Raw genomic sequence first — 24,194 nt, forward strand, 5'->3', positions numbered from 1 at the left:
CTATGAGCCCGGCTGCATGGCTCGATGCGGGGGCGCTTTCCATACTGTGCGGCAAGGCGCGGCATCCGTCCGCGCCATCCCGAACCGCATCAGGAGGCAGCAGCATGGACAACACCCTGCGCGAAAAAGCGTACTTCGACACCCGCGCCACCCAGGAGATGGCGCAGCACCTGCGCGCCGTGCCGCGCACCCTCCAGGAGACCATGGCCTACGCCTGCCGCATCCTGGCGATGACCGAGCAGGAGGCCGGCCTGGCCGGCCAGATCAGCGTGCGCTCCGAGCGCCCCGGCGCCTACTGGACGCTGCGCTTCGGCCTGGGCTTCGACGAGGCCACGCCGGCCGACTTCATCGAGGTCGACCGCGACCTGCACACGCTCACGGGCGAAGGCATGGCCAATCCGGCGACGCGTTTCCACCTGTGGGTCTACGAGGCGCGGCCCGACGTGCAGTCCATCATCCACACCCATTCGCCGTGGGCCTCGGCGCTGGCCGCGGCGCGCCAGCCGCTGGTGATCGCGCAGATGGACATGACGCCGCTGCACGACGACTGTGCCTTCCTGGGCGAATGGCCCGGGGTGCCGATCGCCGACCAGGAGGGCGTCATCATCTCGGGCGCGCTGGGCGCCAAGCGCGCCATCATCCTGGCGCACCACGGCTACCTGACGGCCGGCGCCAGCTGCGAGGAGGCGACCTACCTGTCGGTCTACCTGGAGCGGGCGGCCCGCATGCAGATCCGCGCGCAGGCCTTCGGTCCGCTGACGCCGGTGGACGACGCGCTGGCGCGCGAGGCGCACGACTACCTGCTCAAGCCGTCGATCGTGCGCGCCACCTTCGACTACTGGTGCCGCCAGACCCACGGCATCGCGCCGCTGCCGCGGCCGGCTCGCTGATACCCAGCTGTACCCATAACGATACTTTCAAGGGGAAGTCACGATGATGACGACCAAGACGCCGCGCGCGCGTTCGCGCCGGGACTACGTAACGGCCGGCCTGGCCAGCATGATGGGCACCACTATCGAGTGGTACGACTTTTTTCTCTACGGCACGGCCGCCGCGCTGATCTTCAACAAAATCTTCTTTCCGTCCTTCGATCCGCTGACCGGCACGCTGGCCGCGTTCGCCACCTATTCGGTGGGCTTTTTCGCGCGGCCGCTGGGCGGGGTGATCTTCGGCCACTACGGCGACAAGATCGGCCGCAAATCGATGCTGCTGATCACGCTGCTGCTGATGGGCGTGCCCACCATCCTGATCGGCCTGATTCCCTCCTACGACCAGATCGGCTACTGGGCCGCGGTGCTGCTGGTGCTGATGCGCTTTCTGCAAGGCATCGCGGTGGGCGGCGAGTGGGGCGGGGCGGTGCTGATGGCGGTCGAGCACGCGCCCGAGGGCAAGAAGGGCTTCTTCGGCAGCCTGCCGCAGGCCGGCGTGGCGCCGGGCCTGATCCTGTCGTCGCTGGCGATGGGGGCGGTGGCCGGCTTGCCGGAGCAGGACATGCTGTCCTGGGGCTGGCGCCTGCCGTTCCTGGCCAGCGTGGTGCTGCTGGCGGTGGGCTGGTTCATCCGCGTCAAGGTGGCCGAGTCGCCCGACTTCGAGCAGATGCGCGAGCAGGGCGCCAAGGTCGAGGTGCCGGTGGCCGAAGTCCTCAAGCACCACCGGCGCGCGCTGTGGACGGTGGTGGGCGCGCGGCTGGCCGAAGTCACCTGGTTCTATACCGTGGTCACGTTTTCGCTGGCCTACGCCACCGGCACGCTGGGCATCGCGCGCTCGGTGATGCTGGACGCCACCATCTGGGGCGCGGCGCTGGCGCTGTTCACCATGCCGCTGTTCGGCATGCTGGGCGACCGGGTCGGCCACAAGTGGGTGTTCATGGCCGGCTCGGTCGGCATCCTGGCGTGCGCGCCGCTGTTCTTCCAGTTGCTGGCCACGGGCCAGACCGGCTGGATCATCGTCGCGGTATGCCTGGCGGTGGGATTGGTCTACGCTTGCCTGTACGGCCCGGAGGGCACGCTGTTCTCCAGCCAGTTCCCGGCCGAGGTGCGCTACACCGGCATTTCGCTGGCGGTGCAGGTGTCGGGGGCGATCGGCGGCGGCCTGGCGCCGATCATCGCGACCTGGCTGCTGGCGCGCGCCGGCGGCGATCCGAAGTACGTGGTGTGGTACCTGAGCGCGCTGGGCGTGATCGCGGTATTCAGCGCCTGGCGCATGCGCGGCGACGCGTCGGCCGCGGCGGCGCTGGGCGTGCCGGCTGGCGCGCGGACCTGAGGACGACATGAAGACGATCGACTATTACTTCTGGATGAATTCCGACTGGGCCTACCTGGGCGCCGACCGGCTGGAGGCCCTGGCGGCGCGCCACCAGGCGCGCATCCGCTACCTGCCGGTGGACCTGCCCGACGTCTATGCGCGCACCGGCGGCGTGCTGCTGGGCCAGCGCGCGCCCGAGCGCCAGGCCTACCGGGTGACCGAGCTGGCGCGCTGGTGCCGCAAGCTGGACATCCACGTCAATCCCACGCCAGCCTATATGTGCCCGGACGCGGGGCTGGCCTCGCGCATCGTGATCGCGGCCGATGCGGCCGGCCTGCCGGTGGCGGCGCTGTACAAGGCCATCCTGGCGGCCGAGTGGTGCGAGGAGCGCGACATCTCGTCGCCGGACACGCTGCGCGACATCGTGCGGGAGCAGGGGCTGGATGCCGCGGCGCTGCTGGCCGCGGCCGAACAGCCGGCGGCGCGCCAGGCCTACCGCGACAACACCGATGCGGCGGTGGCGGCCGGCGTGTTCGGCTCGCCGTCGTATGTCTATCGCGGCGAGCTGTTCTGGGGCCAGGACCGGCTGGAGATGCTGGAAGAGGCGGTCGCCCGGGCGGCCTGAGCCGCCCCGGGCGTCCGTTCACTTCGCCGCCGTCTTCACCAGCGGGCAGGTCGACTTGGACAGCGGCATGAAGGCCTCGTCGCCCGGCAGCGTCGCCACCAGCTTGTAGTAGTCCCAGGGCCGCTTCGATTCCGCGGGGGTCTTGACCTCGAACAGGTACATGTCGTGCACCATGCGGCCGTCCTCGCGGATGCGGCCATTGGCGGCGAAGAAGTCGTTGATCGGCATGGCCTTCATCTGCTTCATCACCGCGTCGGGGGCGTCGGTGCCGGCCGCCTGCACGGCCTTCAGGTAGTGCATCACCGACGAATAGGTGCCGGCCTGGCTCATGTTGGGCATCTTCTTGAGCTTGTCGTAGTAGCGCTGCGACCAGGCGCGGGTCTGGTCGTTCATGTCCCAGTAGAAGGCCTCGGTCAGCATCAGGCCGGCGGCCGCGTCCAGGCCGATGGCGTGGATGTCGTTGATGTACAGCAGCAGGCCGGCCATCTTCTGGCCGCTCTGGGTCAGGCCGAATTCGCGCGCCGCCTTGATGGCGTTGACCGTGTCGCCGCCAGCGTTGGCCAGGCCGACGATCTGGGCGCGGCTGGACTGCGCCTGCAGCAGGTACGAGGCGAAATCGCTGGTGCCGATCGGGTGGCGGGCGGCGCCCAGCACGGTGCCGCCGCGGGCCTTCACCACGTCGGTGGCCGAGGCCTGCAGGGTGTGGCCAAAGGCGTAGTCGGCGGTCAGGAAGTACCAGCTCTTGCCGCCCCGGTCGACGGTGGCGCGGGCGGTGGTGTTGGCCAGCGACCAGGTGTCATAGGTGTAGTGCACCGAATAGGGCGAGCACAGGTCGTTGGTGATGCGCTCGGTGCCGGGGCCGCTGAAGACCACGATCTTCTTTTTCTCGCGCGCCACTTCCAGCACCGCCAGCGCCGGGGCCGAGCCGGCCACGTCCATGATGGCGTCCACCTTCTGCGTGTCGTACCACTCGCGGGCGCGGGCCGCGGCGATGTCGGCCTTGTTCTGGTGGTCGGCCACCAGCAGGTCGATCTTCTTGCCGAGCACGGTGCCGCCGAAGTCGTCGATGGCCATCTGCGCGGCGGTGGCGCTGCCCTTGCCGGTCACGTCGGCGTAGATGCCGCTCATGTCCAGGATCAGGCCGAGGCGGACGATGTCGTCGGAGAGGGCGGCGGGGGCGGTCTGGGCCTGGGCGGGGCCGCCGAGGGACAGGCCGGCGACCGCGGTCAGCGCGACGAGGGCGCGTGCGAGACGCGGATTGGGGGTGCTGCGTTGCTGCGAAATCCGGGGCATGGGGGTCATGGTTGTCTCCATTTATGGTTATGCCGGATGCTTGCGGGTACTGCGAGCGCTTGGCCGGACGGCCGCGCTTCTATGGAATGGCTCCGAGGGACGACCGCGCGCGCTAGCGCTGGGTCAGCAGGTCGAACTCCATGCGCACCTTGCGGAACGGGAATTCCAGCCGCGCGAAATACACCACGCGGCCATCGATGCAGGCGTAGCGGCGCAGTTCGGCTACCGGCGAGGACACCGGAATCCGCAGCGATTCCGCCGATTCCTGGCCGGCCTCGATGACGTTGAGCACCTGGCGCGCCTCGCTGATGCGGGCGCCGTAGAACTGGTCCAGCACCGGCGCCACGGTGCTTTTCTGGATGCGGGCGCGATGCTTGCGGAACAGGCTGCTTTCCAGGAATACCTCGCTGTAGCAGAACGGCCCGGCCTCGGTGGTGTGCACGCGCCGCAGGTATTGGAAACGGCCGCCGCGGTCGGCCGCGCACGGCATGCCCAGGGTGTCGGGCAGCGGCGAATCGGCGCTCGATTCCACCAGCGAGACGGTGCCGAGCTGGTTGCTCAGCTCGACCGTTTCGGCCCAGGTCTTGGGAATCAGCAGCGTCGGCGTCTCGGGCAGGTCGGCATTGACGAAGGTGCCGGACCCGCGCGAGCGCCGGATCAGGCCGTCCTGTTCCAGCTGGCCGAGGGCCTGGCGGATGGTGGCGCGCGAGATGCCATAGGTTTCCATCAGCGCTTCCAGCGGCGGGATCTGCTGGCCGGGCCGCCAGGTGCGGTTCTGGATGTGGCCGCGGAACAGCGCGGCCGCCTGCAGGTAGAGCGGTTGGGGGCTGTGCGAGAAAAGCGGGCGCGCGGGCATGGTCGGATCGGTCAGGAGGTGGCGGGGGCGGCGAGCAGGGCGTCGGCCATCTCGCGCAGCCGGTGTTTCTGGATTTTGACCGAATTGGCGCTTTCCACGGACGGGAACGCGTCCAGCACCGTGAAACCGGCCGGCGCCTTGAAGCCGGCCATGGCCTGTTTGCAGGCCGCCGTCCAGCCGGCGGCATCGGCGTCGGCGCCGTCCTGCAGCAGCACGAAGGCGTAGGGCACGGTCTTGCCGTCGCGGGTGGCGCCGACCACCTGGCAGGCGCGCACGCCGGGCAGCGACTCCACCATCTGCTCGATCTCGACCGGATTCACCAGGAAGCCGGACAGGCGCAACGAGTCGCCCATGCGGGTCTGGAACACGAACTGGCGCGGGTTCAGCGTGTAGCCGAGGTCGCCGGTCCGGAAGTAGCCGTCGTCGGTGCAGGCGCGGGCGGTGGCCTCGGGGTTGTCGAGGTAGCCGCGCATCAGGCTGGGCGACAGGATTTCCAGCTCGCCCGATTCGCCGTGCGGCAGCACCGCGCCGCTGGCCGGATCGCGCGCCCGCACCCGCGCCTCGGGATAGACCAGGGTGCCGCCGGGCTGGTGGCGCGCGGCCATGTCGCCTTCGGCCGGATCGCGCGGCTGGCCGGCCACCAGCGCGATCAGTTCGCTGGAGCCATACAGCCCCGTCAGCGGCACGCCGGCTTCCCGCGCCAGGTCCAGCATGTGATCCAGCGCCGGCGTGAAGCTGGCGAAGCCGAACAGCCGCGCCGACGCGAAGGCGCCCGGCGCGCCCGCCCGCATCATGGCGACCAGCGCCTCGTTGTTGGCGTAGGTGTGGGTGACCCGATGGCGCTGGATCGCGGCGGCCGATTCGGCCGCGTCGAACACCGGCGCGCACACCACCGGCGCGCCGTGCGCCAGGCCGCCCGCCAGCGTGGCAAAGCCGAAGGCGCCGCAGAACGGCGCGCTGGCCAGCACGCGGCTGTGGTCGTCATAGCCGAAGGCGCGCGCCACCGCCGCGCCGTGGCGCAGCAGGGTGCGCTGGTCGTGCAGCACGAACTTGGGCTGCGAGGTGGTGCCGGAGGTGGTGAAGCACAGCACGCCCGCGTCGGGCTGGGGCGGCGGCGGCGCGTCGGCGCAGGCGCGCAGGTCGGCATAGCGGTGCACCGGCTTGCCGCGCAGCGAGGCGGCGATGGGGGCGTCTGTTTGTGAGTCCGTTTGTGCGTCCGTCTCGGACACGGCGACGATGCCTTGCAGCCGCGCCAGCGATTCGGGCGCGACGCCGTCCAGGATGCCGGCGAAGTCGATGCCCTTGAAGCCGGGCCAGAACACCAGCCAGTCGGCGCGGCCGCGGCCCAGGATGTCGGCCAGTTCCAGGGCGCGAAAGCGCGTGTTGACGGCCAGCGCCAGCGCGCCCAGGTGGGCGCAGGCCAGGAAGGTCTCGACCCAGGCGGCGCAGTTGGGCAGCCACACGGCCACGCGCTGCCCGGGCCGCACGCCGATGCGCGCCAGGCCGGCGGCCAGGGCGCGGCTGCGCGCGCGCAGATCGGCGTGGCTGATGGCCTGGTCGCGGTCGATCAGGGCGGGGCGGTCGGGATGCAGCGCGGCCAGCGCGTCCAGGTGCTGCGCGAAGGTCGGAGCGGGTTGCGTCATGGCCTACACCGTGGCGATCGGGGTCACGGGGGAACCCACGGCGCCGGGCATGCGCAGCGGCGGGGCGGTCAGCAGGAAGCGGTTGCGGCCCTGTCCATGCAGCCAGTCGGCCAGCGCCTTCAGGTACCACAGCTCGGCCAGCGGCACGCCCAGCTTGAACAGGCAGTGATGGTGCAGCGGCAGGATCGAATGGCCCGGGCCGGCGGTGCGCGCCGGATAGGCCTCGACCGCGTAGTTGTCGGCGCAGATCGCGGCGATGCCGCTGGCGGTGATCCAGTCCAGCAACGCCGGGTCGGCGCCGTCCAGCACCGCGCCGGTCTGTTCCAGCCGGTGCGGATCGGGCTGGCCGTTCATCTCCATCAGCGCTTCGGCAAAGCCGGTGCGCAGCACCAGCATGTCGCCCGGCTCGACCACCACCTGCTGCTCACGCATCGCGGCCTGCAGCTGGGTGTAGCCGACCAGGGTGCGGCCGGGGCCGAAGGCGCGCGCCAGGTCGACCAGCACGCCGCGGCCCTGCATGCCTTTCTCGGCGTAGCGGCTGATGCTGAGCTTGCGCGCATACGAGCCGCCCGGCGGGCAGCAGGCATCGGCGCCGGCGTCATCGCCGCCGAACACATCCACGCCCGCGGCATAGCCGTTGTAGTAGACGCGGCGAGCCTCGCCGTCGCCCTGGATGTCGAACTGGGCGCCGACGTGGCACAGGCCGTCCCACTGGGTGGAGTACTGCATGCTGAGCGTCACCTGGTCGTCCGACAGCACGTCCACGGCGCCGGGCTGCACGCGCGCCATGGTGAAGTTCAGGTAGGGCGCGCCGTCGCGGAAGGTGGGCTTGAGCTGCGGCGGATGGCGGCGCGGGTTGAGCACGTTGCCGCCGGGCAGGTCCAGCGGCAGCGACAGGCAGAACACCTTGCCCGTGCGCACCTCGCGCACCGCCTGCAGCACTTTTTCCTCGGTCAGCAGGTTCAGGCGGCCGAGTTCGTCATCCGCTCCGAAATCGCCCCAGGTCGATCCCTCGGGGCGGCGCGTCCAGCGTTTCATGGGCTTGTCTCCGGTGTGTTTTTCGAGTCTTGTGAATATAGTACGTATTTACGTACTATAGGAAGTGTCCGCATCCCGAGGACGCCCATCGACAGCATCCGCCCCAAGGCGGAGCCAGAAGAAATCCGCGTCAAGCGGATTCGCGAGGAGACAGATCCATGACGCATTCCCTGCACAGGCGCGCCGGGCGGCGCGCGCTGGCCGCGGCCGGCCTGGCCGTGCTGGCCCTGTCCGCGGCCCACGCGGCCGGTTATCCGGAGCATCCCGTCACCGTGGTCGTGCCGTATCCGCCGGGCGGCGGCGCCGACATCTTCGGCCGCGCCATCGCCAACGCGCTGCAGCCGGCGCTCAAGCAGACCGTGCTGGTCGAGAACAAGCCGGGCGCGGGCGGCAACATCGGCATGGCCTACGTGGCGCGCGCCAAGGCCGATGGCTACACCCTGGGCCTGGGCACGATCGGCACCCAGACCATCAACCAGTTCCTCTACAGCAACATGACGTTCGACCCCGAGCGCGACCTGGTGCCGATCGCGCTGGTGTCGACCACGCCCAACGTCATCGCCGTCAGCGCCAAGTCGCCCTACAAAACGGTGGCCGACGTGATCCAGGCCGCGCGCCAGTCCAGGGACAAGAAGCTGACCTACGCCTCGCCCGGCGTGGGGTCGTCGGTGCACCTGACCGGCGCCTACTTCGAGGCCATGGCTGGCGTGACGATGCTGCACGTGCCGTTCAAGGGCACCTCGGCGTCGCTGCCGGCGGTGGCCGGCGGCCAGGTCGATCTGTTGTTCGACAACCTGCCCGGCGCGCTGGCGCAGATCAAGGACGGCAACCTGGTGCGCGGCGTGGCGGTCACGTCCGCCGCGCGCGATCCGTCGCTGCCGGACCTGCCGACCGTGGCCGAGTCCGGCCTGACGGGTTTCGACGTGACGGCGTGGTTCGCGCTGTACGCGCCGCGCGGCACGCCCGAACCGGTGGTGCGGCAACTGGTCGAGGCGGCGCGCAGCGGCCTGGCCACGCCCGCCATCGCCACCAATTTCGCTACCATGGGCGCCCGGCCCGGCACGCTGTTCGGCGCGGACCTGGCCGCGTTCGAGCGCCAGGAGCGCGCCAAATGGGGCGGCCTCATCAAGGACAAGGGAATCACCGCGCAATGACAACCCCCATCGCATTGGTCACCGGCGGCAGCCGGGGCATCGGCCGCGCCATCGTCGCGCGGCTGCTGCAGGACGGCTTCGAGGTCGTCAACTTCAGCCGCCGGCCGCCGGACGCGGCGTTGCCCGGCGAACGATTCCAGTCGGTCGACCTGGGCGACGCCGCCGCCACGGCCGCGGCGGCCACCGCGCTGGCGGCGGCGCGGCCGGTGCTGCACCTGGTCAACAACGCCGGCATGATCCAGGTCGCTGACATCGAAGCCGTGACCCAGGAGGAACTGGCGCGCATGGTGGCGGTGAATCTGACCGCGCCGTTGCTGCTGATGCAGGCGCTGCTGCCCGGCATGCGCCAGGCCGGCTACGGCCGGGTCGTCAACATCGGCAGTCGCGCCGGCCTGGGCAAGCCGGGCCGCACGGTCTACGGCGCCACCAAGTCCGGCCTGGTGGGCATGACGCGCACCTGGGCGCTGGAACTGGGCAAGGCCGGCATCACGGTCAACACCGTGGCGCCCGGGCCGATCGCCACCGAGCTGTTCGACCAGTCCAACCCGCCGGGCGACCCCAGGACCGTGGCGCTGGAGGCCGCCATCCCGGTCGGCCGCATCGGCCGGCCCGAGGACGTGGCGCATGCGGTGTCGTCGTTCCTGGACCGGCGCGCCGGCTTCATGACCGGGCAGGTGCTGTATGTCTGCGGCGGCATGTCGGTGGGGCTGGCGAGGTAGGACCGCTACGGGAAGCCGGGGGCGGACCGGGCGGGCAGCGCCGCGTCAGTCGCGCGGGTCCAGCGGCCAGCGGAAGGCCGGCGTGATCTCCACCTGCAGCCCCGCGCCGGCCAGCACCCCGTGCAGCCGGATGACTTCGAGCGCCAGGACATTCTCGGCCACCGGCAGGTCCTGGGCGATCAGCTCGCGCGCCCGCTTGACGCCGATGCCCAGCGCCACCGCCAGGCGGGCGATGGCGCTGGCCGTGGCCAGGGCGCCGGGCCGCGCCCGCAGTGTGTAAGGCGTGCGGTCCATGATCGGGTGGTTGGGGTTGGTGGTCGCCACCATCCAGCCGCAGCCGCCGCAGCGCGCGATCAGGCTCAGCCCCTGTTCGGTGATGACCTGGGGCAGGCCGCATTCGGGACACGGCGAGGCGGACGGGTTCATGGCGTGCGGGCCGGTCAGAGTGGACGGCCGGCGCTTCCGAGCGCATGGCGCAGGACTTTGCCCGAGGCCCGGCCCGCCGCGCGCAGCGCACCGTCGCGTTCGCGCCGCAGCTGGCGCAGCACCTCGCTCGGCGTCACGCCGAAATGCGCCGCGAACTTGCGCTGGAAGGTGCGGCGCGACATGTGGCAGGCATCGGCCATGTCGTCCACCGACCAGCGCGCCGACAGGCTCGCCTCGATCTTCTCGACCAGGTCGCGGAACGGCGCGGCCAGGCGGTCCTGCAGCCGCAGCGACTGGCTGTACTGGCGCTGGTCGCCGTTGCGGCGCATGAACACCACCAGGCGGCGCGCCACGTCCTGCGACACCTGCGCGCCGGCGTCGCGCTCGATCAGGGCCAGCGCCAGGTCGATGCCGGCGGTGACGCCGGCCGAGGTCCAGATCGCGCCGCTCTCGATGAAGATGCGGTCGTCTTCCACCCGCAGGCCGGGATACAGCTGGCGCAGCCGGTCGGCCGAGCGCCAGTGGGTGGTGACGCGGCGGCCGTCCAGCAGGCCGGCCGCCGCCAGCAGGAAGGCGCCGGTGCAGACGCTGCAGGTGCGGCGCGCCTGCGGGCTGCGGCGGCGCAGCCAGGCCAGGGTCTCGCCGTGGGCGCCGGCCTGGTCGATGCCGGGGCCGCCCGGCACGAACAGCATGTCGATCGGCGCGTCGTCGTCCTCGGCGAAGGTGGCGTCGACCTGCATGCGCAGGCCCTGGTCCCAGGCGGCGACCACCGGCGTGGCCGCGACGGTGCTCAGCTGGTAGCCCGCGCCGCCTTCCTCGTTGGCGCCGCTGAAGGCCTGCCACGGCCCGGCCAGGTCGAGCGGCTGGAAGCCGTCGTAGAGCAGGAAGACGATGCGTTTTGGCGCGATCGTGGGGGTATTTGGCGCACGCGCGCCGGCGCCTGGGGCTACGCTGGCGGTTCCGTTCTGCGAAGGAGCATCGTCGTGCATGTGAATATTCTCTTGTTCGAAGGGCTGACCCAGCTCGATATGACCGGGCCATACGAAGTGCTCGCCGCCGCGCCCGGGTTCAGCGTCGATTTTGTCGCAAAAACGCCGGATCCGGTGCGCAGCGACCGCGGCCTGCGGTTCGTGCCGACCCAGACCCTGGCGTCGGCGCCGCCCTGCGATCTGCTGGTGGTGCCCGGCGGGCCGGGGACGGATGATGCCATCCTCGACCCGGACTGGGTAGTCTTCACGCGCCGGCAAGCGTTGGGCGCGCGCTACGTCTTCGGCATCTGCACCGGTTCGCTGCTGCTGGGCGCGGCCGGCCTGCTGCGCGGCAAGCGCGCTTCCAGCCATTGGCGCGCGCGTGAGCTGCTGGCGCATTTCGGCGCGGTGCCGACCGATGCGCGGCTGTGCGTGGATGGCAACGTTTTCACCGCGGGCGGCGTCACCTCGGGCATCGACATGGCGCTGAAGGTGGTCGCCACGCTGTGCGGCGACGAGGCCGCCAAGCTGATCCAGCTGCAGATCGAATACGACCCCGAGCCGCCGTTTCCCGGCGGCACGCCCAAGACCTCGGAGCCGGACATCGTGCGGCAATACCTGGCGCAGTCGCAGGCGCGCTTCGAGCAGCGCAGCGCCAAGGTGCGGCAGGCCGCGCTCAATGTCCCAGATGGTCCAGCGGCAGCGGGCTCTGCGGCTTGACGGTCTGGATCGCGAAGTTGCTGCGGATGTCCTTCACCCCCGGCAGCTTGAGCAGCGTGGTCAGCAGGAAGCGTTCGTAGGCGCGCAGGTCGGGCAGCACCACCTGCAGCAGGAAGTCGGATTCGCCCGACACCAGATGGGCCGCCACCACTTCGGGCAGGGCGCAGACTTCCTTGCGGAACTGGTCTGCGTCGCGCTCGTGGTGGCGCTCGACCTTCACGCCGACGAAGACGGTCAGGCCCAGCCCGACCTCGTCCGGCGCCAGCCGGGCCTCGTAGCCCTGGATCACGCCGGCTTCCTCCATCAGCCGCACCCGCCGCAGGCAGGGCGACGGCGACAGGCCGATCTGCTCGGCCAGCTCGACATTGGTGAGGCGGCCGTTCTGCTGCAGGGCCTCGAGAATGCGCCGGTCGTAGGCGTCAAGTTGGCGTTTTGGCATGAAATGAAAATTCTGCGATATGGATTGGTTCAGTGTGCCAATCATGTTATTACGCTTGGCAGGAATAGCAAGCACATGCCGATGCCTTTTCCCTAGAATGATCGCCATTTCCAGCAGTGCGGAGCGTGGCGTATGGCCGACATGGCGTTGTTTCTCGGGGCGTTGTTGATTGTCTATGTGGTGCCGGGGCCGGACATGATCCTGCTGCTCGAGACCGGCGCGCTGCGCGGCCGCGGGCAGGCGCTGGCGGTGGCCGTGGGCCTGGCCCTGGCGCGCGCCGCCCACGTGACGCTGGCGGCATTGGGGCTGGCGGCGCTGTTCAAGACCCATCCCTGGGCCTTCGACGCGGCGCGCACGGTGGGCGGTTGCTATCTGATCTGGCTGGGCCTGCGGCTGCTGCGGGCGGGGCCGATGTCGTACGGCGTGGCGCACGAGGCGCAGGCGGCCGCGCGCGGCAAGGGGCTGGGCGCGGCGCTGTTGAGCGGGGTGCTGACCAACGTGCTCAATCCCAAGGCGCTGCTGTTCTGCTCGGTGCTGCTGCCGCAGTTCGTGTCGCCGGCGCAGGGCCCGATCGGCCAGCAGTTCGCCTTGCTGGGCGTGATCCTGGTGAGCCTGGGCCTGACGTTCGATGTGCTGTGCGCGCTGGCCGGCGGCGCCCTGGGCCGCTGGATGGCGGCGCATCCGCGCGTGCAGAAATGGCAGGGCACGGTGTTCGGCGGCGCGCTGATCGCGTTCGGCGTGCGCCTGACGCTGAATCGCTGAGGCGGCCGGGCCGCGCACGCTGCCGGGCGGCGCGGCGCCATGAAAAAAGGGCCTGACTCGCGTCAGGCCCTTTCTGCTTACTTGCCGAAGGCCAGGGACGTTTCGTCCTCGTCCTGGCCTTCGCCGTCGGCGCGCGCCGGCAGGGGGCGGGCGCCATCGGCCAGCATTTCCGATTGCGTCAGGCCCTTGGTCAGCTCCAGGGCCTGGCGCTCGAACAGGCGCCGGTACAGGCCGCCCTTCAAGCGGATCAGCTGGTCATGGCTGCCTTCCTCGATGATGCGGCCATGGTCCATCACCAGCAGGCGGTCCAGCGCGCGCACCGTCGACAGGCGGTGCGCCACCACCAGCGTGGTGCGGCCGACCATCAGGCGCTCCATGGCCTGCTGGATCAGCACTTCGCTTTCGCTGTCCAGGCTCGAGGTGGCCTCGTCCAGGATCAGGATCGGCGCGTCGGCCAGGAAGGCCCGCGCGATCGCCACGCGCTGGCGCTCGCCGCCCGACAGCTTGACGCCGCGTTCGCCCACCAGCGTCTCATAGCCCTTGGGCAGCGCCATGATGAAGTCGTGCGCGCTGGCCAGCCGCGCCGCCTGCTCGATCTCGGCTTGCGTCGCGCCGGGGCGGGCGTAGGCGATGTTCTCGGCCAGCGTGCGGTGGAACAGCACCGGCTCCTGCTGCACGATCGCGATCTGGCTGCGCAGCGAGGCCTGTCTGACCTGGGCGATGTCCTGGCCGTCGATGGCGATGCGGCCGCCGTTGACGTCGTACAGGCGCTGGATCAGCTTGATGAACGTGGTCTTGCCCGAGCCCGAATGGCCCACCAGCCCGACCCGTTCGCCCGGCGCGATGCGCGCCGAGAAGCGGTCGTACAGCGGCGCCTCGTGGCGGCCGTAGCGGAAGGTCACGTCCTCGAAGCGGATCTCGCCCGCCGTGACGCGGATCTGGCCCGCGCCGGGGCGGTCGTCCACGCCCAGCGGCTGCTTTTCCAGCGCCACCAGTTCCTCCATGTCGTTGACCGAGCGCTGCAGGTTGCGGATGTGCATGCCCACGTCGCGCAGGTGGCCCTGCAGCATGAAGAACATCGTCAGCGCGAAGGTCACGTCGCCGACGCTGGCCTGGTTGCGCGACCACAGCAGCAGCGCCGCGCCCAGGATGCCAGCCTGCATCGCCACCAGCATCGCGCCCTGGATGCCGCCGTTGATCGTGGCGCGGATCCAGGTGCGGCGCGTGCGGCGGCGCCACTTGTCGACCACGCGCTCCAGGCGCGCTTCCTCGCGCGTCTCGGCGCCGAAGGCCTTGACGACCGGGTTACAGCTGACCGCGTCGGCCAGCGCGCCGCCCATGCGCGTGTCCCAGGCGTTGCCCAGCCGCGCCGCCGGCGCCACGTAGCCCAGCGACAGCGCCGCCGTGACCGCGATGTACAGCACCGACCCGAGGCCGACGACCAGGCCCATCACCGGCCAGTGGATGCCCAGCAGCACGGTGGCGCCGACCAGCATGATGACCGAGGGCAGCAGCGCCACCAGCAGCGTGTCGTTCAGCAGGTCCACCGCCCACATGCCGCGGGTGATCTTGCGCACGGTCGAGCCGGCGAAGCTGTTGGCGTGCCAGTCGGTCGAAAAGCGCTGCACCCGGTAGAAGGCGTTCGACACCATGCCGTTCATCATCTTCAGGGTGAAGACGATGATGTTCTGGAACACGCCCTGGCGCAGCAGCGTGCCGCCGATGCCCAGCGCGATCAGCAGCCAGAACGCGGTGATGGCCGCGCTCCAGGCCTGCTGGTCGGCCGCGGCGCCGGAAGCCACGGCGTCGACCAGGCGGCCCGCGTACAGCGGGGTCAGCACGTCGGCCAGGGCCGACAGCAGCGCCAGCCCGACGATCAATGCGGTGCGCCAGGGTTGGGCGCGCCAATAGCGGAAGGTAAAGCCGAGGACGTCCTTGAAGGCTTGTCCTCGCAGATCGATTTTTGTTCGATTCATTGCGATCGCCCGGCAACGCGAAGGCGCCGGATTCCTTGTGGGAAAGAAGGTGATACGACCTGCGCCTCACGGCGCGGGCATTGCGTTCAGGGATTTGGGGCGGGCACGGCGGACCAGTCGCCAGGTAGTCTGGCGATGGGGCCGCGCGGGCGACGACTTAATGGCGTCGCGGAGATACGCGCGGGATGGCGGTATGCGGATTCATCATCTTGCGCCTCCCAGGTGTAGGTGAAGGGAAAAAAGAATGGGCACAGGCCCGAATTGAAGATTCTATAGAACTGGTGTACGCGCATCAACCGCGCGGACAGTGGGGGATTGCGGGCGTGTGGGTTTTTCCCCACGCGATGGCGCCTGGTCGCCAGGCGCAATGGAAGAAGGGTCGGCCGCCGCGAAGGCGCGGCGGCCGACCAGGCGGGCTACTTCAGGAACCCGGTCGAGATCCACGGCACCGCGGCGATGACCACGATGCCGACCGCCATCGAGCCGAGGTAGCCCAGGATGGGCCGGATGCCGGCTTCGGGCGCGACCCGGCCAATGGCGCAGGCGGCGTAGTAGCCGACGCCGAATGGCGGCGCGAACAGGCCCAGGCCCATCGACAGGATCACCACCATGGCGTAGTGCACCTCGTGGATGCCCATCTGGTGCGCGATCGGGAATAGCAGCGGCCCGAACAGCACGATGGCGGGAATGCCCTCCAGCACGCTGCCCAGGATGACGAACGCCACGATCGACACCGCCATGAAGGTGGCGGCGCCGCCCGGCAGGCCGGCCATGGCCTGCGCCAGCTGGGTCGAGAAGCCCGATTGCGTCAGGGCCCAGGCCATGGCGGTGGCGGTGCCGATGATCAGCAGGATCGAGCCCGACAGGCAGGCGGTGTCCACCAGCATGGGCTTGAGCCGTTTGGCGTCGAAGCAGCGGTAGACCAGCAGCCCGATCAGTGTGGCGTAGACGATGCCGATGGTGGAGACCTCGGTGGCGGTGGCCACGCCTTCGACCACCGCCGCGCGGATCACGAAGGGCAGCGCCAGCGCCGGCAGCGCCACCAGCAGGGCGCGGCCGATCTGGCGGCCGCTGGCCTTGCGCACCGCGCTCAGGTCTTCGCGGCGGTTGCGCCACCAGACCACCAGGCACAGCATCACGCCCAGCACCAGCCCCGGCAGCAGGCCGCCGGTGAACAGCGCCGTGATCGACACGCCGGTGACCGAGCCGATGGTGATCAGCACCAGGCTGGGCGGCACGGTCTCGGTCTGCGCCCCGGTGGCCGACAGCAGCGCCACCAGGTCGCCCTCGTCGGCGCCGCGCTCGCGCATTTCGGGGAACAGCACCGGCGCCACCGCCGCCATGTCGGCGGCCTTGGCGCCCGAGATGCCCGAGACCACGTACATGGCGCCGATCAGCACGTACGACAGGCCGCCGCGCACGTGGCCCAGCAGGCTGGCCAGGAACGCCACCATGCGCTTGGCCATGCCGGTCATCTCGATCAGCACGCCCAGGAACACGAACAGCGGCACCGCCAGCAGGATCAGGTGCGACATGCCTTCGTCCATGCGCCCGACCACCACCATCATCGGCACGTCGGTGGTCAGCGACAGGTAGCCGAAGGTGGCCAGCCCGAACGCGAAGGCGATCGGCACGCCCGCGAACACCGTGGCCGCCACCACGCCGACGAAGAAGATCAGCAGGTTGACGTTGCCCAGGCCCGCCAGGACCGGTTGCAGCGCCGTCATGGCGGCCACCACGCCGCCGACCAGCAACAGCGCCAGCCCGGTGACGCGCCACTGCGCCCGTTCGACCAGCCGCAGCAGCGCGATCAGCAGCATCAGCGCGGTGCCCACCGGCAGGGCCGCGGCGCGCCAGATGTTGGGGATCTCCAGCGCGGCGGTGGTGACGTACTGCTCTTCCGAGGCGTACTCGTAGCCCGGCGCCTGCAACAGCAGCAGGAACGCCAGCGCCGCCGCCACCGCCACCATGTCCAGCAGCGCGCGGGTGGCGGGCGAGGCGCGGTTGACCAGCGCGCCCATGCGCATGTGCTCGCCGCGGCGGAAGGCGATCACCGCGCCCAGCATGGCCAGCCACAGGAACAGGATCGAGGCCAGTTCGTCGGACCACACCAGCGGCGTGTGCAGCACGTAGCGCGCCACGATGCCTGAGAACAGGATGACGATTTCCGCGACCACCAGGATGGCCGCGGGAATCTCCACCAGGTGGCCCAGGGCGTTGTCGGCGGCGATGGCCCATGGCCGCCGGCTGCCCGGGGCGGCGGCGGCCTGGGGCGGCGCCTCCGCCGGATGGGTCAGCGCAGCCCTCATGACAGGCTCCCGGCCGCCTGCTCCAGCAGGCCCCAGGCCTTGTCGCCGTACTTTTCCTTCCAGCCGGCGTAGAAGCCGGCGCGCCGCAGCGCATCGCGGATGGGCGCGGGGTCGGGCGTGTTGAAGGTCAGGCCCTCCTCGGCCAGCTTGGCCTGCAGCTGGTTGTTCAGCGCCAGCACGTCGGCGCGCTCGGCCATGCCGGCGGCGTTGATGTGCTTGGCGACGACCTCGCGGATGTCGGCCGGCAGCTTTTCCCAGGCGCGGCGGTTGCCCAGGAACCAGAAGCCGTCCCACATGTGGTTGGTCATCGAGCAGTATTTCTGCACTTCGTACAGCTTGGCGGTCTGGATGATGGCCAGCGGGTTTTCCTGCGCGTCCACCACGCGGGTCTGCAGCGCCGAATAGGTTTCGTTGAAGTTGATGCTGGCCGGCGACGACCCCAGCGCCTTGAACATCGAGGTCCACAGCGGGCTGACCGGCACGCGGATTTTCAGGTCGCGGAAATCGTCCGGGCCGCTGATGGCGCGCGAGCTGGTGGTGACCTGGCGAAAGCCGCTGTCCCAGATGCGGTCCATGACGAACAGACCCTTGGCGTTGATGTCGGCGCGGATGTGCGCGCCCAGGTCGCCGTCCAGCGCCTTCCAGACCGCGGCGTAGTCGGGGAAGGCGAAGCCCACGCCGCTGATCGAGGCGCTGGGCACCAGGGTCGACAGGATCAGCCCCGACAGGGTGAAGAACTCGACGGCGCCGGCGCGCAGCTGGCTCAGGGTGTCGGTGTCGGACCCCAGCTGGCTGCTGGGGAACACTGCCAGCTCGAAGCGGCCGCCGGTGTCCTTGAGGATGTTCTGCGCGGCCTCGTTGGCGCGCAGGTTCATCGGGTGCGAGGGCGGCAGGTTGTTGGCGTACTTGTAGCGGAACTGGGGCGCCGCCAGCGTGCGCTGGAACGGGGCCAGGGCAAGCAGCGCGCCGCCTCCCGCGGCGCGCATGAGGTTGCGTCGAGTCGTGTTCATGCTGTCTCCTTGGTTATGAGATCCGGCCGCCGTCGAGGACGGCCGGATAAAGCGCCTTGCCAGGCTTGTTGCTTTATCTTTGCATGAGGTCCATTATGTGGACCTGCGTACTACCCTTAAATTCATTTAATCACATTGATTCACTAGCGTAAATCAATAAAACTGGTGCAGAATGAAAAAACAAAATCAGATAGATGGTCCACAAAATGGACCTGATGAAAAAACAGGCGGAGACGTGACGGAGACCTCATCCCAGGTCGGTGGCGCCCAGGCGATATCCCGCGCCATGCTGGTGTTGCGCGCGGTGTCGCGCACCCGCGGCGAAGGCGCGGGCCTGCTGGCGTTGACGCGCGATACGGGCATGAGCAAGCCCACCGTGCACCGCCTGCTGGCCGCCCTGGCCGCCGAAGGCATGGTCGAGCAGGACCTGGCCAGCCGCCGTTACTTCCTCGGCCCCGAATGCCATGTGCTGGGCAACATCGCCAGCGAACGCTTCGGCATCAACCGCCTGGCCGCGCCCGTGGTCGCGCGGCTGGCGCACGAGTGCGGCGATTCCGCCTTCTTTTCGCTGCGCCGCGACGTGTTCGCGGTCTGCGTGCTGCGCGAGGACGGCGATTACCCCCTCAAGACTCATGTGCTGCTGCCCGGCGACCGTCATCCCCTGGGCATCGGCGCCGGCAGCCTGGCGATCCTGGCGGCGCTGCCCGACGACGAGGTCGAGGCCTGCCTGCAGGCCAATGCCGGCCTGATCGAGCGGCGCTATCCGCATTACTCCGTGCCGCTGATCCGCACGCTGGTCGACGAGGTGCGCGAGCAGGGCTATGCCGTGAACCGCGGCCTGGTGGTGCCGGGCTCGTGGGGCATCGGCATGCCGCTGCGCGATGAGCAGGGCCATGTGCTGGGCGCGCTCAGCATCGCCGCGGTCGAATCGCGCATGGACGAGGAAAGGCAGTTCCAGCTGGCCAAGCTGTTGTCCCGCGAGGCCAAACGCCTGCTAGCACAGGCCAACCCGGCAGGCCGCGAGGCGCGAACGCGCCCGCCGGCCGCCAAGCCCAAGTCCTGATCCGCCATGTCGGCGGGGCGGGGCTGCCAACAGAGGAGACAGCAATGAGCAAGCGTGCCGTCATCGTGGGATGGTCGCATGTCCCGTTCGGCAAACTCGACGATCCCGATACCGAAAGCCTGATGGCGCGGGTCTCGGGCGCCGCCCTGGCCCATGCGGGCATCGGCCCCGGGGACGTGGACGGCATTTATGCCGGCGTGATGAACAGCGGCTTCCAGAAGCAGGATTTCCAGGCCGCGCTGGTGGCGCTGGCCGATCCGGCGCTGGCGTACGTGCCCGCGACCCGACTGGAAAACGCCTGCGCCACCGGGTCCGCGGCACTGTATGCGGCCATGGATTTCATCGAGGCCGGGCGCGGCCGGGTGGCGCTGGTGGTGGGCGCCGAGAAGATGACCGCGCGACCCACCGAGGAAGTCGGCGACATCCTGCTGAACGCCAGCTACCGCAAGGAAGAAGCGGACTTGCCCGGCGGCTTTGCCGGCGTGTTCGGCCGCATCGCCTCGGCCTACTTCGAGCGCCATGGCGACCAGGGCGAGGCCCTGGCCCGCATTGCCGCCAAGAACCACGCCAACGCCCTGGGCAATCCGTACGCGCAGATCCGCAAGGACCTGGGCTTCGAGTTCTGCAACACCGTTTCCGACAGGAACCCCTACGTGGCGGCGCCGCTGCGGCGCACCGATTGCTCGCTGATCTCCGACGGCGCGGCGGCGCTGGTGCTGGCCGATGCCGAGACCGCGGCGGGCCTGCGCCGCGCCATCGGCTTTCGCGCGCGGCGCCACGTCAACGACATTCTGCCGCTGAGCCGGCGCGATCCGATCGCGTTCGAGGGCGCGGCGCGCGCCTGGCGCGAGGCGCTGGCCGACGCCGGCGCGACCCTCGATGACCTGAGCCTGGTCGAGACGCATGACTGCTTCACCATCGCCGAACTGATCGAATACGAAGCCATGGGCCTGACGCCGCGCGGCCAGGGCGCGCGGGCGCTGCGGGAGGGCTGGGTCTATCCGGGCGGCCGCCTGCCGGTCAATCCGTCGGGCGGACTCAAGGCCAAGGGCCATCCCGTGGGGGCGACCGGCGTGTCCATGCACGTGCTGGCCTGCATGCAGCTGGCGGGCGAGGCCGGCGGCATGCAGGTGCCGGACGCCACGCTGGCAGGTGTCTTCAACATGGGCGGCGCGGCCGTGGCCAACTACGTCAGCCTGCTGGAGCGCGTCAAATGAGCGGCCTGTCGCAGCCGTCCGTGGCGCCACCCGGCGGGGTGGCGCCGGTGTCGCGCCGCGCCATGAACCTGGCGCATTTCCTGGCGCAGGCCGCCCGCCGCCATCCGACGCGCAGCGCGCTGGTCTGCGGCGAGGCGCGCCTGAGCTGGCGCGAGCTGGACGCGCGCACCGCGGCGCTGGCGCAGGCGCTGGCCGAGCGCGGCGTGGGCAAGGGCGACCGGGTGCTGGTGCACGCGCGCAACAGCTTCGCGTTCGCCGAGACCCTGTTCGCGGTGTTGCGGCTGGGCGCCGTGTGGGTGCCGACCAATTGCCGCATCGCGCCGGACGAGGCGGTCTACCTGGCGCAGGCGGCGGGCGTCAAGGCGTTCCTGTGCGACGGCCAGTCGCCGGACCATGCGGCCGCGGTGGCGCGGGCGATGCCGGACCTGGCCCTGCTGGCGCGGCTGGGGCCGGGCGGGTTCGGCGAGGCCGACACCGCCACGCTGATCGAGGCGCGGCTGGCCGATGCGCCGCGCGCCTGCGCCGACGTGGACTACGACGATCCGTGCTGGTTCTTCTTCACGTCCGGCACCACCGGGCATCCGAAGGCGGCGGTGCTGACGCACGGGCAGATGGCGTTCGTGGTGACCAATCACCTGTGCGACCTGATGCCGGGCACCACCGAGGATGACGTCAGCCTGGTGGTGGCGCCCCTGTCGCACGGCGCGGGCATCCATTTCCTGACGCAGGTGGCGCGCGGCGCCTGCTCGGTGCTGCCGGACGGCGACCGCTTCGACCCGGCCCAGGCGTGGCAACTGGTCGAGCGCCATCGGGTCACCAACATGTTCACCGTGCCCACCATCGTCAAGCTGCTGGTGGAGGATCCGGCGGTCGATCAATTCGACCACGGCAGCCTGCGCCACGTGATCTACGCCGGCGCGCCGATGTACCGCGAAGACCAGAAGCGCGCGCTCGACAAGCTGGGCGGTGTGCTGGTGCAGTACTTCGGGCTGGGCGAGGTGACCGGCAACATCACCGTCCTGCCGCCGGCGCAGCACCATGGCGGCGACGGCCCCGAGGCCCGCGCCGGCACCTGCGGCTATGAGCGCACCGGCATGCAGATCAGCATCCAGGACGATGCCGGCCGGCCGCTGCCGGCCGGCCAGACCGGCGAGATCTGCGTCTGCGGCCCGGCGGTGTTCGCCGGCTACTACGCCAACCCGCAGGCCAACGCCAAGGCCTTTCGCAACGGCTGGTTCCGCACCGGCGACCTGGGGTATCAGGACGAGCAGGGCTATCTGTACATCACCGGCCGCGAATCCGACATGTACATCTCGGGCGGCTCCAACATCTATCCGCGCGAGGTCGAGGAAAAGGTGCTGGCCCATCCAGCGGTGGCGGAAGCGGCGGTGCTGGGGGTGCCGGATCCGGTCTGGGGCGAGGTGGGCGTGATGGTCTGCGTGCTGCGCCCGGGCCAGGCGCTGGAACAGGACGCGCTGCTGGCCTGGCTGGCGCCGCGCATGGCCCGCTACAAGCTGCCGCGCCAGGTGTTCTTCTGGGACGCGCTGCCGCGTTCGGGCTACGGCAAGATCACCAAGAAGCTGGTGCGCGACGCCTTGCGCGAGCGCGGCTGCCTGGCGGCCGGTTAGCAGGACATCGCGGCCGCCGCGACGGCGGCCGCGATGGCAGGAGGGAGAGACAACGCAGTACACAACGAGGAGACCGAATCATGGATGGAGCGCAGGATGCGGTACTGGTCACGGGGGGCGCGTCGGGCATCGGCCTGGCCGTCGCGCGTGGCCTGCTGGGCGCGGGACGCCGGGTGCTGGTGGCGGACGTATCGCAGGAGCGGTTAGACGAGGTGCGTGGCCTGGCGCCCGCGGAACGCCTGGGCTGCGTGCGGCTGGACGTGTCCGACGAGGCGCAGGTGACCGAGGCGATGGCGCGGCTGGAGGCCGATTTCGGCCCGATCACCGGGCTGGTCAATTCGGCCGGCATCGGCCGCGACGTGCCGTTCCTGGAGACCGACGCGGCGCTGCTGCGGCGGATCCTGGAAGTGAATCTGGTGGGGTCGTTCGTGGTGGCGCGCGAGGCGGCCCGGCGCATGCGCGAACGCGGCCGCGGTTCGATCGTGAACATCGCCTCGGTGTCGGGCATCCGCGGCAACGCGGGCCGCGCGGCTTACGGGGCGTCCAAGGGCGGGGTGGTGACGCTGACGCGGGTGATGGCGGTGGAGCTGGCCGCCTACGGCATCCGCGTGAACGCGGTGGCGCCGGGGCCAATCGAGACGCCGCTGGTCGGGCAGATGCACACCGACGAGGCGCGCGCGGCCTGGCGCCAGGTGGTGCCGCAGCATCGCTACGCGGCGCCGGAGGAACTGAACGGCACCATCGGCTGGCTGCTGGACGAATCGCTGTCCAGCTACGTGACCGGCCAGGTGATCTGCGTGGACGGCGGCTTCACCGCGGCGGGCATGCTGCCGGCGGTGCATTGACGCCGGCGTTTTCAGCTTTCATTCCCATCTTGCGCCACAAGCGCACGGAGTGCACATCATGCGAACCACCACCGTGGATCGTTCGTTGCGGGGATCACCGGTATTGCCCCGCCCCAGGACGCTGATACACCCGGGAGCCTTCAACCCGGTACGGATACACAGCCGCTGCGCGCGGCAGGGCCGCCACATCCGCCTGGCGCTGCAGCCCGGCGCCAGCCTGTTCGAGGCGCTGGTCGATGGGCTGGCGCCGCTGGGCGTGGCGAACGCCTCGATGACGCTGCTGAGCGGCGCCTTCAGCCATCTCGATTACTGCACGGCGCCGCCGGACCCGGCCCATCTGCGGGTGGTGGCGTACACCGCGCCGATCGCGGCGGGCGCATCCACGCTGATCTTCGGCAATGCCACGCTGGGCAAGGGCGATGCGGGCGAGCCGCTGGTGCACTGCCACGCGGCCTTCTGCGATGAGAGCGGCGCGCTGCTGGGCGGGCACCTGATCCCGCAGACGACGATCGTGGGCGCGGCACCAGTGACGGTGCTGGTGACGGCGCTGGAAGGGTTCGAGCTGCGCGCCACCTATGACGCCGAAACCAATTTGCGGCTGCTGCAGCCGCGGGAGATCTGACGATGATGCCGGCCGAGGTTGAAAGCGGAAGCATGGGGCGGGTGGCGTATGCGCGCATCGGGCCCAACGAGGATCTGGTGCAGGCGGTGGAGAAGCTGTGCCTGGCGGAGGGGTTCCGGAATGCGTTCGTGCGGGGGGCGTTGGGGAGTCTGGTGGATGCCTGCCTGTATGCGCGGGGTGGGGATGTCCGGCAAGTGGAAGGTCCGGCGGTGGAGATCGTGAGCCTGGCTGGAGAGGTGCGGGCGCAGGCCGACGGGTCGGTGGTGGCGTCGCTGTCTGGGGTGGTGGCGGATCCGGCGGGGCGGGTGCATGGGGGGGTGTTTGTGCCGGGGGCTAATCCTGTTTGTATGACGTTTGAGGTGACGTTGGAGGAGTGGTTGCCGGAGGGGTGAGCCGGGCTTTTTTTGCTGCTGCTGCTGCTGCTGCTGCTGCTGCTGCTGCTGATTTTGAGTTTGCTGGCGGTGAGCGGGGTTCTTGGGGCGCCCGCCGCGGCGGCGGTGGCACGCGCGCGGGGCAACGATTGCGGTCCGGAGCGTTCGCTCCGGACTGCCCCTGCGTCATCCTTGTATGGTGTAGATGCGCCTTCCGCAGTGGGAGGGTGCTGGGGTAGGGACGTCGTCATCCATCAGCCGGTAGC

General features: G+C 70.1%; 24 protein-coding genes. 14 read left to right on the forward strand and 10 right to left on the reverse strand.

The window, feature by feature from the left end; all coding sequences use genetic code 11:
- Positions 1-104 precede the first annotated feature (104 nt).
- The 3 genes from AOZ53_RS17595 to AOZ53_RS17605 are packed head-to-tail and all read left to right on the forward strand — an operon-like array spanning position 105 to position 2,869.
- A complete protein-coding gene (locus AOZ53_RS17595; RefSeq protein ID WP_054475864.1) occupies positions 105-890 on the forward strand; it encodes an aldolase in 786 nt (261 codons plus the stop codon).
- 43 nt (positions 891-933) lie between these two features.
- Complete coding sequence (locus AOZ53_RS17600) at positions 934-2,262, forward strand: MFS transporter (RefSeq protein WP_006394268.1); 1,329 nt, start codon at positions 934-936, stop codon at positions 2,260-2,262.
- Between the two features lie 7 nt (positions 2,263-2,269).
- Positions 2,270-2,869 (forward strand): 2-hydroxychromene-2-carboxylate isomerase, encoded by a 600-nt coding sequence (locus AOZ53_RS17605; RefSeq protein ID WP_054488744.1) that lies wholly within the window; start codon positions 2,270-2,272, stop codon positions 2,867-2,869.
- Positions 2,870-2,887: 18 nt separating this feature from the next.
- Here AOZ53_RS17605 and AOZ53_RS17610 read toward each other — a convergent pair whose 3' ends face one another.
- The 4 genes from AOZ53_RS17610 to AOZ53_RS17625 form a co-directional block, all read right to left on the reverse strand.
- A complete protein-coding gene (locus AOZ53_RS17610) occupies positions 2,888-4,171 on the reverse strand; it encodes an ABC transporter substrate-binding protein (protein ID WP_231690633.1) in 1,284 nt (427 codons plus the stop codon).
- A gap of 103 nt (positions 4,172-4,274) precedes the next feature.
- Complete coding sequence (locus AOZ53_RS17615) at positions 4,275-5,018, reverse strand: GntR family transcriptional regulator (RefSeq protein WP_054432169.1); 744 nt, start codon at positions 5,016-5,018, stop codon at positions 4,275-4,277.
- 11 nt (positions 5,019-5,029) lie between these two features.
- On the reverse strand, positions 5,030-6,661 hold the full coding sequence (locus AOZ53_RS17620; RefSeq protein WP_054475861.1) for an AMP-binding protein: 1,632 nt from the start codon (positions 6,659-6,661) through the stop codon (positions 5,030-5,032).
- A 3-nt stretch (positions 6,662-6,664) separates the two neighbouring features.
- Positions 6,665-7,699 carry a cyclase family protein gene (locus tag AOZ53_RS17625; RefSeq protein ID WP_054475859.1) on the reverse strand — a complete coding sequence of 345 codons (1,035 nt, stop codon included), beginning with the start codon at positions 7,697-7,699 and terminating at the stop codon, positions 6,665-6,667.
- A 158-nt stretch (positions 7,700-7,857) separates the two neighbouring features.
- Here AOZ53_RS17625 and AOZ53_RS17630 point away from each other — a divergent pair, with 158 nt between their 5' ends.
- Positions 7,858-8,853, forward strand: a complete 996-nt coding sequence (locus tag AOZ53_RS17630; protein ID WP_054475858.1) for a Bug family tripartite tricarboxylate transporter substrate binding protein — start codon at positions 7,858-7,860, stop codon at positions 8,851-8,853.
- The gene (locus tag AOZ53_RS17635; protein ID WP_054488746.1) at positions 8,850-9,572 is read left to right on the forward strand and encodes an SDR family NAD(P)-dependent oxidoreductase; all 723 of its coding nucleotides are present in this window, start codon (positions 8,850-8,852) and stop codon (positions 9,570-9,572) included. The genes AOZ53_RS17630 and AOZ53_RS17635 overlap by 4 nt, the downstream gene beginning before the upstream one ends.
- A 45-nt stretch (positions 9,573-9,617) precedes the next feature.
- On the opposite strand, the gene AOZ53_RS17640 is transcribed toward AOZ53_RS17635, so the two are convergent.
- Together AOZ53_RS17640 and AOZ53_RS17645 are read right to left on the reverse strand one after the other, a co-directional pair.
- The gene (locus AOZ53_RS17640) at positions 9,618-9,998 is read right to left on the reverse strand and encodes a hypothetical protein (RefSeq protein WP_054432161.1); all 381 of its coding nucleotides are present in this window, start codon (positions 9,996-9,998) and stop codon (positions 9,618-9,620) included.
- 14 nt (positions 9,999-10,012) lie between these two features.
- Positions 10,013-10,987: a GlxA family transcriptional regulator gene (locus AOZ53_RS17645; RefSeq protein WP_082380437.1), complete on the reverse strand. Its 975-nt coding sequence runs from the start codon at positions 10,985-10,987 to the stop codon at positions 10,013-10,015.
- Between AOZ53_RS17645 and AOZ53_RS17650 the strand changes: the two genes are divergently transcribed.
- Entirely contained in the window at positions 10,982-11,686 is a 705-nt protein-coding gene (locus AOZ53_RS17650; RefSeq protein ID WP_054488748.1) for a DJ-1/PfpI family protein, read from the forward strand. The two genes, AOZ53_RS17645 and AOZ53_RS17650, sit on opposite strands and share 6 nt — an antisense overlap.
- Here the strand turns inward: AOZ53_RS17650 and AOZ53_RS17655 are convergent.
- Positions 11,643-12,125, reverse strand: a complete 483-nt coding sequence (locus AOZ53_RS17655; protein ID WP_006394279.1) for an Lrp/AsnC family transcriptional regulator — start codon at positions 12,123-12,125, stop codon at positions 11,643-11,645. The genes AOZ53_RS17650 and AOZ53_RS17655 overlap by 44 nt on opposite strands.
- 141 nt (positions 12,126-12,266) lie before the next feature.
- Here AOZ53_RS17655 and AOZ53_RS17660 point away from each other — a divergent pair, with 141 nt between their 5' ends.
- Entirely contained in the window at positions 12,267-12,887 is a 621-nt protein-coding gene (locus AOZ53_RS17660) for a LysE family translocator (RefSeq protein WP_231690338.1), read from the forward strand.
- Positions 12,888-12,964: 77 nt separating this feature from the next.
- Here AOZ53_RS17660 and AOZ53_RS17665 read toward each other — a convergent pair whose 3' ends face one another.
- The 3 genes from AOZ53_RS17665 to AOZ53_RS17675 all read right to left on the reverse strand — a co-directional run bounded on the left by AOZ53_RS17665 (position 12,965) and on the right by AOZ53_RS17675 (position 18,182).
- Positions 12,965-14,863: an ABC transporter ATP-binding protein gene (locus tag AOZ53_RS17665; RefSeq protein WP_054432156.1), complete on the reverse strand. Its 1,899-nt coding sequence runs from the start codon at positions 14,861-14,863 to the stop codon at positions 12,965-12,967.
- Between the two features lie 416 nt (positions 14,864-15,279).
- On the reverse strand, positions 15,280-17,172 hold the full coding sequence (locus AOZ53_RS17670) for a TRAP transporter large permease (protein WP_054432154.1): 1,893 nt from the start codon (positions 17,170-17,172) through the stop codon (positions 15,280-15,282).
- Positions 17,169-18,182, reverse strand: a complete 1,014-nt coding sequence (locus AOZ53_RS17675) for a TRAP transporter substrate-binding protein (protein WP_054475851.1) — start codon at positions 18,180-18,182, stop codon at positions 17,169-17,171. Before AOZ53_RS17675 ends, AOZ53_RS17670 begins: the two co-directional genes overlap by 4 nt.
- Positions 18,183-18,417: 235 nt before the next feature.
- Between AOZ53_RS17675 and AOZ53_RS17680 the strand changes: the two genes are divergently transcribed.
- The 7 genes from AOZ53_RS17680 to AOZ53_RS35025 all read left to right on the forward strand — a co-directional run.
- On the forward strand, positions 18,418-19,245 hold the full coding sequence (locus AOZ53_RS17680; RefSeq protein WP_231689898.1) for an IclR family transcriptional regulator: 828 nt from the start codon (positions 18,418-18,420) through the stop codon (positions 19,243-19,245).
- A gap of 44 nt (positions 19,246-19,289) precedes the next feature.
- Positions 19,290-20,462 carry an acetyl-CoA acetyltransferase gene (locus AOZ53_RS17685; RefSeq protein ID WP_054432149.1) on the forward strand — a complete coding sequence of 391 codons (1,173 nt, stop codon included), beginning with the start codon at positions 19,290-19,292 and terminating at the stop codon, positions 20,460-20,462.
- Positions 20,459-22,090, forward strand: coding sequence for an acyl-CoA synthetase (locus tag AOZ53_RS17690; RefSeq protein ID WP_054432147.1), 1,632 nt, complete (start codon positions 20,459-20,461; stop codon positions 22,088-22,090). Before AOZ53_RS17685 ends, AOZ53_RS17690 begins: the two co-directional genes overlap by 4 nt.
- An 80-nt stretch (positions 22,091-22,170) precedes the next feature.
- A complete protein-coding gene (locus AOZ53_RS17695; RefSeq protein ID WP_054432146.1) occupies positions 22,171-22,935 on the forward strand; it encodes an SDR family NAD(P)-dependent oxidoreductase in 765 nt (254 codons plus the stop codon).
- Between the two features lie 58 nt (positions 22,936-22,993).
- Positions 22,994-23,557: a PPC domain-containing DNA-binding protein gene (locus AOZ53_RS17700; RefSeq protein ID WP_054432144.1), complete on the forward strand. Its 564-nt coding sequence runs from the start codon at positions 22,994-22,996 to the stop codon at positions 23,555-23,557.
- Positions 23,558-23,559: 2 nt separating this feature from the next.
- Positions 23,560-23,949, forward strand: coding sequence for a PPC domain-containing DNA-binding protein (locus tag AOZ53_RS17705; RefSeq protein ID WP_054488750.1), 390 nt, complete (start codon positions 23,560-23,562; stop codon positions 23,947-23,949).
- A gap of 12 nt (positions 23,950-23,961) precedes the next feature.
- The coding region (locus AOZ53_RS35025; RefSeq protein ID WP_231690634.1) for a hypothetical protein at positions 23,962-24,194 on the forward strand (233 nt) is incomplete at its 3' end.

It is taken from the genome of Achromobacter sp. 2789STDY5608621 (assembly GCF_001299375.1).
Taxonomy (GTDB): domain Bacteria; phylum Pseudomonadota; class Gammaproteobacteria; order Burkholderiales; family Burkholderiaceae_B; genus Achromobacter; species Achromobacter insuavis.